This window comes from Devosia oryziradicis, assembly GCF_016698645.1.
GTDB lineage: Bacteria > Pseudomonadota > Alphaproteobacteria > Rhizobiales > Devosiaceae > Devosia > Devosia oryziradicis.
Map to the genome: position 1 here is coordinate 578614 of NZ_CP068047.1, position 12048 is coordinate 590661.

Consider the following 12048-nt stretch of genomic DNA (forward strand, 5'->3'; position numbering starts at 1 on the left):
CAAATCATAGCTGACCGGCTCCGGTCGCTGCGCGGTGCCTACACCCTCCCAATATCGCCGACACGACGATCACGCTTCCCAATAGGGTCTCCCGCTACATGCAGAATATGAAGCTCAGCGAGCTCAAGGCCAAATCTCCGGCCGAACTCCTGGTGTTCGCTGAAGAACACGAGGTCGAGAACGCCTCGACCATGCGCAAACAGGAATTGATGTTTGCCATCCTCAAGGAACTGGCGGCCCAGGAAGTCGACATTACCGGCGAAGGCGTCGTCGAAGTCCTGCCTGACGGTTTCGGTTTCCTGCGTTCCCCGGACGCCAACTATCTTCCGGGCCCCGATGACATCTATGTCAGCCCATCCCAGATTCGCCGCTTTGGTCTGCGGACCGGCGACACGGTCGAAGGCCAGATCCGGTCTCCCAAGGATGGCGAGCGCTATTTCGCGCTGCTCAAGGTCAATACCATCAATTTCGAAGACCCCGAGGCGGTTCGCCACAAGGTCAACTTCGACAACCTTACCCCGCTCTATCCCGAAGAACGCCTTCGCATGGAGCTGCCCGACCCGACGGTGAAGGATCGTTCGGCCCGCCTGCTCGATCTGGTTGCGCCACTTGGCAAGGGGCAACGTGCGCTGATTGTTGCTCCGCCGCGTACCGGTAAAACCGTACTGTTGCAGAATATCGCACAGTCAATCGCCACCAATCATCCCGAATGCTATCTGATCGTGCTGCTGATCGACGAGCGTCCGGAAGAAGTGACCGACATGCAGCGTTCGGTGCGCGGCGAAGTCATTTCCTCGACCTTCGACGAGCCGGCTTCGCGCCACGTCCAGGTCGCCGAAATGGTGATCGAAAAGGCCAAGCGCCTGGTCGAACACAAGCGCGATGTGGTCATCCTGCTCGATTCCATCACCCGCCTGGGCCGCGCCTATAACACCGTCGTGCCGAGCTCGGGCAAGGTCCTGACCGGTGGTGTGGACGCCAATGCCCTGCAGCGCCCCAAGCGCTTCTTCGGCGCCGCCCGCAACATCGAAGACGGCGGGTCGCTGACCATTATCTCGACTGCGCTGATCGATACCGGTTCGCGCATGGACGAGGTGATCTTCGAAGAGTTCAAGGGCACCGGTAACTCGGAAATCATCCTTGACCGCAAGGTCGCCGACAAGCGTATCTTCCCGGCACTCGACATCACCAAGTCCGGTACCCGCAAGGAAGAGCTGCTGGTCGAAGGCGACATCCTCAAGAAGATGTATGTGCTCCGCCGTATCCTCAACCCGATGGGAACGATCGACGCGATGGAATTCCTGGTCGACAAGGTCCGCCAGACCAAGACCAATTCCGACTTCTTCGACTCGATGAATACCTGATCGCCCTAGCGATCGCTGACTTCTTGGAGCGACATGCATTTAGCGTGTCGCTTCTTGCTTTAGGGACGCTGCAATGAGAGCTGGCGATACCATTGTTGCGCTGTCGTCCGGAGCAACGCCCTCCGGCGTGGCGGTCATCCGTCTTTCGGGACCGGCCACGCACGCAATTGTCGAGGCCGTAGCGGGCAGCGTGCCGGCGCCGCGGCGACTGACCCTGCGGCCGATCGGGCAAGACTCGCTGCTCGATCGCGGCCTCGTCGCCTGGTTTCCTGCGCCCCACAGCTTTACCGGCGAGGACTGCGCCGAACTTCAGGTGCATGGCTCGCCCGCCGGCGTCCGCGCTATTCTCAAACTCGTCACCAGCAAGGGTGCGCGCTTGGCCGAAGCCGGCGAATTCACCCGCCGGGCTTTCGAGAACGGCAAGCTGGACCTGGTGGAGATCGAGGGGCTTGGCGATCTGCTGGAGGCCGAAACCGAGAAGCAGCGGCGGCAGGCCCTGGCGCGGTTCGAAGGCGGCCTGTCACAGCGCATTGATGCCTGGCGCGACCAGTTGCTCGATCTACGCGCCGAGATCGAAGCGCGGCTGGATTTCTCCGACGAAGGCGACGTCTCCGACCTGCCTGCGAATTTCGGCGCCAGCATCGCGACCTTGCAGGACGATATTGGCGGAGCGCTGGCCTCGGTCGAGCATGGGCGCATCGTGCGCGAGGGTATCCGCGTCGCACTTGCCGGTCCGCCAAATGCCGGGAAATCCAGCCTGCTCAATGCCTTGGCCAAATCCGATATTGCCATCGTAACGGACGAGGCCGGCACGACGCGCGACGTGCGCGAAGTGCCGCTTGATATCAATGGCCAACTCTACATCTTGCTCGACCTGGCTGGCCTGCGCGAGACCGACAGCAAGGCTGAGGCCGAGGGCGTACGCCGGGCGCGGTTGGCCATCGACCAAGCCGACATCGTGCTATGGCTGAGTGCCCCCGATCTCCCTGCCGACACTTCCCCAAACCATGATCCGCGCCACCTTCGCGTGGCAACTAAGCGCGATCTGGGCGAGGTGCCCGGCGCAGACATTTCCGTGTCTGCCCGGAGCGGCGACGGTCTAGCGGAACTGCTGATTTGCATCGAAAGGATGGGGCAGACTCTGGCGACCGGGGAACCGTCCTTGCTCAGTCGCGAACGCGATCGGTTGGCGCTGGCCGGTGCAGTCGAAGCACTGCAAGCGGCGATGCGACAATTGCCCATGCCCGAATTGGCGGCCGAAAGTCTGCGACAAGCCTCTCAGGCGCTGGAGCGCCTGGTCGGGCGACTTGATGCAGAGCGGGTGCTGGACAGGCTCTTTGCCAGCTTCTGTATCGGCAAATGATTCACGTGAAACATTGGTGGGCAGCAGCAGCGATCCTGTGAATTGATTCACGTGAAACATTGGCCTATTGAGGCGAGCCTCGGAGTTACGCCATGACAGACTATGCCGTCATCATCGTTGGAGGGGGTCACGCCGGCTGCGAAGCTGCGGCCGCCTCTGCTCGCCTGGGCGTTCCCACGGCGCTGGTGACGCACAAGTTCGCCACCATCGGCGAAATGAGCTGCAACCCGGCCATTGGCGGGCTGGGCAAGGGTCACCTGGTGCGTGAGATCGATGCGCTGGATGGTCTGATGGGCCGCGTGGCCGACCAGGCCGGTATCCAGTTCCGCGTACTGAACCGTCGCAAGGGGCCCGCCGTGCGTGGACCGCGCGCGCAGGCCGATCGCAAGCTCTATCGGCAGGCGATGCAGGCGGCCATAACGGCTCAGCCCAATCTCGATGTCATCGAGGGCGAAGTCGACGACATCGAAATGAGCGATGGCGCGGTGAGCGGAGTCGTGCTGCTGGACGGTCGTCGCCTGGGTGCCAAGGCCGTAGTCCTGACCACGGGCACGTTCCTGCGTGGTCTCATTCATCGGGGTGAGGAGACGACGCCTGCCGGCCGTCTGGGTGAACGACCGGTGCTGGGCCTATCGACCCGGCTCGAAGCCCTGGGGCTGCAATTGGGCCGGCTTAAGACCGGTACGCCCGCGCGCCTCGACGCCACCAGCATCGACTATTCCGGGCTCGAGGAGCAGCCGGCTGATAATCCGCCGGAGGCCTTCTCCGCGCTCACCCGGGCTATCACTATCCCACAGATCTCATGCCATATTACGCGCACCACGGCAGAGACCCATCGCATCATCTCGGAAAACCTGCATCGCTCGGCGATGTATTCCGGCCGAATCCAGAGCCGCGGACCGCGCTATTGCCCCTCCATAGAGGATAAGGTGGTGCGCTTTGCCGATCGCGATAGCCACCAGATTTTCCTGGAACCAGAAGGACTTGACGATCCCACCGTCTATCCCAACGGGCTCTCCACGTCTCTGCCGGCGGATGTCCAGGAAGCTTTCCTGCGCTCCATGCCCGGCCTCGAAAACGTCCGCATCGTCCGGCCGGGCTACGCCATCGAATATGACTATGTCGATCCGCGGGAACTGAGGTCCACGCTCGAAGTCAAGCGGCAGCCTGGCCTCTATCTTGCCGGGCAGATCAACGGAACAACCGGCTACGAAGAGGCCGGCGCCCAGGGCTTGCTGGCCGGCGCAAATGCGGCGCTGGCAGCATCCGGCCAAGAGCCCATGATCCTGTCGCGCACCGAGAGCTATCTTGGCGTGATGGTTGATGACCTGGTCACGCGCGGCGTCTCCGAGCCCTATAGGATGTTCACCTCGCGCGCCGAATTCCGGCTGCATCTGCGGGCCGATAATGCCGACCAGCGCCTGACCCCGCTTGGTACGGCCCGCGGCCTGGTGGGCGAACAACGTCGTGACCTCTTCTCCACCAAGATCGACGCCTTGTCGAAGGGACGCTCGTTGCTGACGACGCTGACCGCCACGCCGAATGTCGCGCGTAAAGCCGGCATACCGGTCAATGAGGATGGCAAGCTGCGCTCGGCCTTCGATTTGCTGTCCTATCCGGATGTCATGCCCGACGACGCGATACGGCTATGGCCGGAGATTGCCGCGATAGCCCCTGATATTATCGAACAACTCGTCGTCGACGCCCAGTATGCCGTCTATCTCGATCGCCAGCGCGACGATATCGACGCCGTGCGGCGGGACGAGCAAAAACCCATTCCGGAAGATATGGACTTTACAGCCATTCCCGGTCTTTCGATGGAGATCCGGCAGAAACTGCAGCAGTTCCGGCCGCAGACCATCGCACAGGCACAAGCCATGGATGGCATGACGCCGGCTGCCGTCACACTGCTTCTGGCGGTCATCCGGCGCGGTGAATTCCGCAAGGCGGGTTGATGGCCGGCCCCGAGGATATCAGGCCATACGAACCTTACTTCACGCGGCCCTTCCGTGAGGTCGCAGACGATCTGGAATCCTATGCTCAACTGATGGTCAAGTGGCAGTCGGTACAGAATCTTGTTTCACGTGAAACACTACCTGATATCTGGTCGCGTCACTTTGCGGACAGCTTGCAGGTTCTAAAACTCCTCAAGGCCGGTGATCACGCCTTCCTCGACTTCGGCAGCGGCGGTGGCTTGCCGGCACTGCCCCTGGCCATTGCGCTCAAGAGCCCGAATCACCATTTCACCCTGATCGAACCAAATGGCCGAAAGGTCAGCTTCCTGCGCACGGTTGCGCGTGAGTTGGGGTTGGTCGTTACCGTGGAAGGCCGGCGCAGCGACCAGGTTGATTCACGTGAAACACCTGCGCCCGATATCCTAACATCCCGCGCCTTGGCGGCTTTGCCCACGCTGTGCGGCTGGATGGCGCCCTTCTTCGCCCCTTCGACGCGCGCTATCCTGCACAAAGGACGGGAACATGGTGAAGAACTGACGGATGCCGCTACGCATTGGGACTTCGACGTGGTAGTAAGTGCCAGTGACATCGATCAAAGCGGCGTCATGCTCACGCTGTCAAATTTGCGTGTTAAATCAGTTAGTTAGCGGCGAACGAGCTGGAGGCCTGTTGTGGCGCCCCGTATCCTGACACTGGCAAACCAAAAAGGCGGCGTCGGCAAGACTACGACCGCCATCAATCTCGCCACGGCCTTGGCTGCCGTTGGCGAACGCGTGCTGATCATCGACCTCGATCCCCAGGGCAACGCATCCACCGGGCTCGGGATTTCGCGCACCGATCGTGAGGTTTCCTCCTACGACCTGCTGGTGGGGGAAGCGACGGTCGCCCAGGCCGCGATCATGACCACGGTGCCCAATGTAGCCATCGTGCCCTCGACCATGGACCTGCTGGGCGTCGAACTCACCATTGCCGGCCAAGCCGATCGCGCGTTCAAGCTGCGCAACGCCTTCAAGCAGCTGGGTGAACTCACCATCAACGACAAGCCGGTGAGCTACATTCTCATCGATTGCCCACCGTCCCTCAATCTGCTGACGGTCAATTCGCTAGTCGCGGCCGATGCAGTACTGGTGCCGCTGCAATGCGAGTTCTTCGCGCTGGAGGGCCTCAGCCAACTCCTTCAAACCATTGAGCAAATTCGGTCGACGCTCAATCCGCGCCTGTCGATTCAGGGCGTAGTCATGACCATGTTCGACAAGCGCAACAACCTCAGCGAACAGGTGTTGCAGGATGTGCGCCAGGAAATGGGCGACTTGGTCTATGATACCGTCATTCCCCGCAATGTCCGGCTCAGCGAGGCGCCGTCCTATGGCAAGCCCGCTCTCCTCTACGACCTAAAATGTGCCGGCAGCCAGGCCTATCTGCGGCTGGCCACCGAAGTGATCCGCCGCGAGCGGCAGCTCAACGCGGCATAGGAGCCCACGATGAACGACAAACCCACTCGTCTTGGTCGCGGGCTCGCGGCACTGATCGGCGATATGGCCACCGTGGAAGGCGCGCGCGTTACCGAATCGGGCGGCGTCAAGAAGCTGCCGGTCGAATTCATTATCGCCAACCGCGCCAATCCACGCCGTACCTTCGATAGCGAGCAGCTCGAAGAGTTGACCAACTCGATTCGCGAGAAGGGCGTGATGCAGCCTCTGCTCGTGCGGCCGAGTGACGATCCGCATATCTTCGAGATCATCGCCGGCGAGCGCCGCTGGCGCGCCGCCCAGAAGGCGGGATTGCACGAGGTCCCGGTCATCGTCCGCGAGGTCGGTGACAAGGAAGCGCTCGAGCTGGCGATCATCGAGAACGTGCAACGCGCCGATCTCAATCCGCTCGAAGAAGCAATGGGTTACGGGCAACTCATCGAGCAGTTCGATTATACCCAGCAGGATCTTGCGCAGGTGATCGGCAAGAGCCGGTCCCATGTGGCCAACACGTTGCGGCTGTTGCGCCTGCCCGAGGATGTGCGTGGCATGGTGGCTTCAGGCACGTTGACCGCTGGCCATGCGCGCACGCTGATCACTGCCGAAGACCCTGCGACGCTCGCCCGCCAGATTGTGGCCGGCGGTCTGTCGGTACGTGAAGCCGAGGCCCTGAGCCAGCAGCGTGATGTCGCCGGAAAGAAAAAATCGGGCGAACCGCCGGAGCGCGACGCCGATACCGTGGCGCTGGAGCGCCGCCTATCCGACGCCCTGGGTCTTTCGGTTTCCCTGGCGCATAGCGAGCGCGGGGGCAAGCTCGAGATCCGCTACAAGACGCTGGAGCAGCTCGACGGCATCTGCCTCAAACTGACCGGCTAATACGAACTAGTTTCACGTGAAACGCCGCCGCTAGTGCGCGGCCGCCATCATGCAAATGGCGAGCAAGGCGCGGCGTAGGCTGGCTTCGGCCAGGGCCGGGCGGCGCCGACTGTCCGCCGTAGCCTGAAGGATACGATCCGTTGCCGTGGCGAGGGCGCTATCGGACCATAGCCGGAGTTGCTGCTCGAGCGCGCCAATGCGCGAAAAATGCGGCTTGGGCCGCAGGTTCTCCAGCACCATGCGCGGCGACTTGCCAGCGTCGACCTCGGTACGCCAACGCCGCAGGTTGGCGAAGTGCTGCGTGCACATGACCAGCAGCCGCTGTGGGTCGACGGCCGATGACAGCGCCCGGTTGAGCGCCAGTTCCAGCTTCTCGGCATGACCGCCACCAGCGGCATCCAGAATGGCGTCGATCACCAGCATGCCATTGTCGGCGCAAAGGAGCAGCACGTCCTCACGCGTCAGGCTCTTGCTGTCCGCCGCATAAAGACACAGCTTTTCCAGCTCGCGCCGGGTGATCTCGCGGTCGTTCCCCAGAATTTCGCGCAATGTGGCGACGACATCGGCGTCGATGCGGATCCCATGCTGGTTGAAGGTTTCCCGTATCAAGGCCTGCAGGGTTTCGTCGCTGTCGGGGTAGCAGGGCAGGGCACGGCCGAGCCTGGCGGCTTCCACCAGCGCGCGCAAGGCATCCTTGGGTGCCAGATTGCCGGCTTCCAGCACGATCGCAGCGCCAGCGGGGTCGTCGCGCAATTCGGTGAGTGTCATCACCAGGGACTTGCCGGCGCCCCGCACCCGCACGATGCGCTTGCCGCCGAACAGGGACATGGTGCGGGCTTCTACCGCGAGGATGGACGGGTCGGCATCGACTTCGGCGCCATCGAGCGTCACCACACTCGCCGATTCCGGATCATTGCCGCTCAGTTGTCGAATCAGGCGTTGCGCCGTCTCGCGCACCAGGCCGGCGTCAGGGCCATAGGCCAGGAAAATGCCCTCGCTCAGGTCGGGTCTCGCCAGGAAACGGGCGACCTCGTGGGCCTTGAGTGCGGTCATCAGCGGCTGAGCGATGCCAGCAATGCCAGCCTCAGCGATTCGGCGGCGGCCTTGGCGGCACGCTCCGCCGCCTCGTTTGCGGCTGCGGTGTCGGCCAGTACCTGGCCGCTGGTCGTATATTCGGCGGTAGCCTGGCGGGTAAAGCTCTGCGGCTTGGCGGCGCTGCCATCGCGATAGGTCAGCGTCAGCGTCGCGTTGACCACACTGCGTTGCAGCTTATTGGGGTTATCGGTCACCGACATGGCAACTGCCGACGATGTCGAGGCTATGCTGACCGTAACCAGCGGCGCGGTGGCAGCTTCGGACGAGCCAAAACGAAGGGCCAGTTCCTGGTAGACCACCTGTTCCAACCGGGAGTTCGGCTTGGCGAAAGCCAGGTTCAGCATGGGCTGGCTGGCGAGGGTGCCGCTATAGACGGGCGAGAAGCTGCAACCCGCCAAGGCCGCGGCGGCGGCCAGGAAACCCGCGAGGGCGAAGCTACGCGCCAGCTTGCATGCGGCTTCAGACCACGACATTGACGATCCTGTCCGGGACGATAACGATCTTCTTGGGTGCCTTGCCGTCCAGAATGCGGACAATCTCGTCCAATGACAAGACCAGCCGCTCCACTTCGGCGGCCGGTGTCCCCTTGGCGACGGTAATTTCGCCGCGGCGCTTGCCATTGACCTGGATAGGCATGGTCACGGTGTCATCGACCAGCAAGGCCGCATCGACCGCAGGCCATGGCGCATCGGCCACCAGGCCAGTCTTGCCCAGGGCTTCCCAACAGGTTTCGGCCAGGTGGGGCATCATCGGCGCCAGCAGTTGCACCAAGCGCTCCACCCCTTCGCGCAAGGCGCCCATACGGGCTGCGGGAGCCGCCGAAACCAGTCCAGCCGAGCGGACCAGGGCGTTGGTGAGTTCATAGATCTGCGCCACTGCGCGGTTGAAGCGCAGTCCTTCAATATCGCTACCCACATTGTGGACGGCACGATGGACAATCTTGCGCAAGGACAGCGCTTCACTGTCGTCAGAAGTGACAACAATGTCGGAAGACTGTTTGATGAGCTCGATCGTTTCGCCGACCAGACGCCAGACCCGCTGCTGGAAGCGGCTGGCGCCTTCGACGCCGGCTTCGGTCCACTGCACGTCGCGCTCGGGCGGGGAGTCCGACAGCATGAACCAGCGCGCCGTATCGGCCCCATAGGTGGCGACGATCTCGTCGGGGTCGATGACGTTCTTCTTGGACTTGCTCATCTTTTCTATCGAGCCGATCGAGATGGGTTCGCCGGACTGCAAATGCTTGGCGCGGCGCCCTTCGCCGAAGGTCTCGAGCACGACATCGACCGGTGCTACCCACTCACCCGTGGGGGATTTGTAGGTTTCGTGCGTCACCATGCCTTGGGTGAACAGGCCCTTGAACGGCTCGTCCAGCCCGACATGGCCGGTGGCCTTCATGGCGCGGGTAAAATAGCGCGAATAGAGCAGGTGCAGGATCGCGTGCTCGACGCCGCCGATATACTGGTCGACCGGCAGCCAGCGATTGGCGACGGCGGGAATGGTCGGCGTCTCTGCGTCGGGCGCCGTGAAGCGGGCGAAATACCAGGACGAGTCGACGAAGGTATCCATCGTATCGGTTTCGCGTCGCGCCGACGCACCGCATTGCGGACAGTTGACGTGCTTCCAGGTCGGGTGATGGTCCAGCGCATTGCCCGGCTTGTCGAAGGTCACGTCCTCGGGCAGGACGACCGGCAGGTCCTTCTTGGGCACGGGCAGGGTGCCACAGACCTCGCAATGGATCACCGGGATCGGGCAGCCCCAATAGCGCTGGCGCGATACGCCCCAGTCGCGCAGGCGGTAGTTGACCTCCACCGTGCCCTGGGGACGGCCATCGACGACACGCGCCGCGAAGTGCTCGGCGGCGGCCTTTTTGGCCTCCTCGATCGACTTGCCGTCTAGGAAACCGGAATTGAAGATGGTGCCGGCATCGGTATAGGCGACTTCGGCCACCGCAAAACTGGCGGCGTCGGCATCGGGCGGCAGCACGACCGGCACGACCGGCAGGTCGTACTTGCGGGCGAAGTCGAGGTCGCGCTGGTCATGCGCCGGGCAGCCGAAAATGGCGCCGGTGCCATAGTCCATCAGCACGAAATTGGCGACATAGACAGGCAAGGTGGCGCCGTCGATGACCGGGTGCTTCACGTGAAGCCCGGTGAAAACGCCCTTCTTCTCGGCCTTTTCCAGCGTTTCGGTGGCCGTGCCCTGGCGGTGGCATTCGGCCACGAACTCGGTCAGCGCAGAATTGTCGGCAGCCAGCCGGGTGGTCAGCGGATGATCGGGCGACAGGGCAATGAAGGAGGCGCCGAAGATGGTATCGGGGCGGGTGGTGAAGACCTCAATGGCGCCGCCATCGGTCCGCTCGAACAGCAGGCGCAGGCCCTCGGACTTGCCGATCCAGTTGCGCTGCATGATGCGCACCTTCTCGGGCCACTCGGTCAGGCCGTCCAGGGCTTCCAGCAGCTCCTCGGCCATGTCGGAAATCTTGAAGAACCACTGGGTCAGCTCGCGCTGCTCGACCACGGCACCCGAACGCCAGCCGCGCCCGTCGATGACCTGTTCATTGGCCAGCACGGTCATGTCAACCGGATCCCAGTTGACCTTGGATTGCTTGCGGGTGACCAGGCCCGCCGCCATCATGTCGATGAACATGGCCTGCTGGTGCTTGTAGTATTCGGGTTCGCAGGTGGCGATTTCGCGCGTCCAGTCGATGGCCAGGCCCATCGACTTCAGTTGCGCCTTCATCGCGCCGATATTCTGCCGCGTCCACGTGCCGGGATGGGTCTTGCGCTCGATGGCGGCATTTTCCGCCGGCAGGCCGAAGGCGTCCCAGCCCATGGGATGCAGCACGTTCCGGCCCTTGGCGCGGTAGTAGCGCGCTACCACGTCGCCCATGGAATAGTTGCGCACGTGGCCCATATGGATGCGGCCCGACGGATAGGGGAACATCTCGAGGACGTAATAGGGCTCGCGCGGATCGTCATTGGAGCTGACGAAGCTCTTGGCGTCGTCCCACACCTTCTGCCAGCGGGGTTCCATTTCGCGCGGATTGTAGCGTTCGCCGCTCACTTCTGTCGTCCTTGGGTGATTTGCCGCAAAGCGCTGGGAAAGTCCGGCGCAGCTTGCGTTTATGGGGGATTTTGGCTACCGGACCATCACCAGAAATCCCCATCAAGGTCAACAGCAACAGGGCGAAAGCATGGACTCGGGTGCCGCCAGCCGTCTCGCCGCCATCAATGAGCGGATTGCCAGGGCGCATGACCGCTTCGGCCCGCCGGCCGAGAGTGTCACGCTGGTTGCGGTGTCCAAGACCTTTGCGGCCGAAGCGATCGAGCCGTTCCTGGAGGCCGGGCAGCGGGTTTTTGGCGAAAACCGCGTGCAGGAGGCCAAGGACAAGTGGCCGGCTTTGCGTCAGGCCTATCCCGATGTCGAACTGCATCTGATCGGACCGCTGCAGACCAACAAGGTGCGCGAAGCCGTAGCCTTGTTCGACGTTATCGAAACGGTCGATCGCGAGAAACTGGCAAGCATTCTTGCAGCAGAAATGCAGCGTGCCGGGCGCAAGCTGCCCTGTTTCGTGCAGGTCAATATCGGGCTTGAGGAGCAGAAGGCCGGCATTGCGCCGGCCGAGACGATCGCCTTCGTCCAGCGCTGCCGCACCGAACACGGGCTCGATATCGTCGGCCTCATGTGCATTCCGCCCGAGGGCGTGCCACCGGGGCCCTATTTTGCCCAGATGGCGGAACTTGCCCGGGCCGCCGATGTCGCGCAGCTTTCCATGGGCATGAGCGGCGATTTCGAAGTCGGCATCGCCATGGGGGCTACCCATGTCCGGGTTGGTTCGGCCCTGTTCGGCCACCGGCCGGCGATAGTCTAGGCGTCCTCCGCGCAAACATCGGCAATGTCGTTCGGCGCGACCTGCAACTTCTCAG

10 protein-coding genes are annotated in these 12048 nt (G+C 62.8%); 7 read left to right on the forward strand and 3 right to left on the reverse strand.

The features are described 5' to 3' along the window. Window positions 1-98: 98 nt before the first annotated feature. The 6 genes from rho (at window position 99) to JI749_RS02915 (ending at window position 7027) form a co-directional block, all read left to right on the forward strand. Window positions 99-1364, forward strand: a complete 1266-nt coding sequence (gene rho, locus JI749_RS02890) for a transcription termination factor Rho (RefSeq protein WP_092183383.1) — start codon at window positions 99-101, stop codon at window positions 1362-1364. A gap of 73 nt (window positions 1365-1437) precedes the next feature. Next, window positions 1438-2727 carry a tRNA uridine-5-carboxymethylaminomethyl(34) synthesis GTPase MnmE gene (mnmE, locus tag JI749_RS02895; RefSeq protein ID WP_201658714.1) on the forward strand — a complete coding sequence of 430 codons (1290 nt, stop codon included), beginning with the start codon at window positions 1438-1440 and terminating at the stop codon, window positions 2725-2727. A gap of 92 nt (window positions 2728-2819) precedes the next feature. Beyond that, window positions 2820-4682, forward strand: a complete 1863-nt coding sequence (gene mnmG, locus JI749_RS02900; protein WP_201658717.1) for a tRNA uridine-5-carboxymethylaminomethyl(34) synthesis enzyme MnmG — start codon at window positions 2820-2822, stop codon at window positions 4680-4682. After that, on the forward strand, window positions 4682-5329 hold the full coding sequence (rsmG, locus tag JI749_RS02905) for a 16S rRNA (guanine(527)-N(7))-methyltransferase RsmG (RefSeq protein ID WP_201658720.1): 648 nt from the start codon (window positions 4682-4684) through the stop codon (window positions 5327-5329). Before mnmG ends, rsmG begins: the two co-directional genes overlap by 1 nt. Before the next feature lie 24 nt (window positions 5330-5353). Next, window positions 5354-6154, forward strand: a complete 801-nt coding sequence (locus tag JI749_RS02910; RefSeq protein WP_201658723.1) for a ParA family protein — start codon at window positions 5354-5356, stop codon at window positions 6152-6154. 9 nt (window positions 6155-6163) lie between these two features. Continuing rightward, window positions 6164-7027 carry a ParB/RepB/Spo0J family partition protein gene (locus JI749_RS02915; protein WP_201658726.1) on the forward strand — a complete coding sequence of 288 codons (864 nt, stop codon included), beginning with the start codon at window positions 6164-6166 and terminating at the stop codon, window positions 7025-7027. 30 nt (window positions 7028-7057) lie between these two features. Here the strand turns inward: JI749_RS02915 and holA are convergent, their stop codons facing one another. The 3 genes from holA to leuS are packed head-to-tail and all read right to left on the reverse strand — an operon-like array spanning window position 7058 to window position 11185. Next, window positions 7058-8080 (reverse strand): DNA polymerase III subunit delta, encoded by a 1023-nt coding sequence (gene holA, locus JI749_RS02920; protein WP_201658729.1) that lies wholly within the window; start codon window positions 8078-8080, stop codon window positions 7058-7060. Next, window positions 8080-8595, reverse strand: coding sequence for a hypothetical protein (locus JI749_RS02925; RefSeq protein ID WP_201658732.1), 516 nt, complete (start codon window positions 8593-8595; stop codon window positions 8080-8082). The genes holA and JI749_RS02925 overlap by 1 nt, the downstream gene beginning before the upstream one ends. Then, complete coding sequence (gene leuS, locus JI749_RS02930) at window positions 8582-11185, reverse strand: leucine--tRNA ligase (protein WP_201658735.1); 2604 nt, start codon at window positions 11183-11185, stop codon at window positions 8582-8584. Before leuS ends, JI749_RS02925 begins: the two co-directional genes overlap by 14 nt. Before the next feature lie 130 nt (window positions 11186-11315). Here leuS and JI749_RS02935 point away from each other — a divergent pair, with 130 nt between their 5' ends. Further along, the gene (locus JI749_RS02935; RefSeq protein ID WP_201658738.1) at window positions 11316-11993 is read left to right on the forward strand and encodes a YggS family pyridoxal phosphate-dependent enzyme; all 678 of its coding nucleotides are present in this window, start codon (window positions 11316-11318) and stop codon (window positions 11991-11993) included. Window positions 11994-12048: the final 55 nt, after the last annotated feature.

Bases quoted from the DNA above. Each gene is read 5' to 3' on its own strand.
- holA (WP_201658729.1), bottom strand. From the start codon at position 8,080: ATGACCGCACTCAAGGCCCACGAGGTCGCCCGTTTCCTGGCGAGACCC.
- rho (WP_092183383.1), top strand. From the start codon at position 99: ATGCAGAATATGAAGCTCAGCGAGCTCAAGGCCAAATCTCCGGCCGAA.
- mnmE (WP_201658714.1), top strand. From the start codon at position 1,438: ATGAGAGCTGGCGATACCATTGTTGCGCTGTCGTCCGGAGCAACGCCC.
- mnmG (WP_201658717.1), top strand. From the start codon at position 2,820: ATGACAGACTATGCCGTCATCATCGTTGGAGGGGGTCACGCCGGCTGC.
- rsmG (WP_201658720.1), top strand. From the start codon at position 4,682: ATGGCCGGCCCCGAGGATATCAGGCCATACGAACCTTACTTCACGCGG.
- JI749_RS02915 (WP_201658726.1), top strand. From the start codon at position 6,164: ATGAACGACAAACCCACTCGTCTTGGTCGCGGGCTCGCGGCACTGATC.
- JI749_RS02925 (WP_201658732.1), bottom strand. From the start codon at position 8,595: ATGTCGTGGTCTGAAGCCGCATGCAAGCTGGCGCGTAGCTTCGCCCTC.
- JI749_RS02935 (WP_201658738.1), top strand. From the start codon at position 11,316: ATGGACTCGGGTGCCGCCAGCCGTCTCGCCGCCATCAATGAGCGGATT.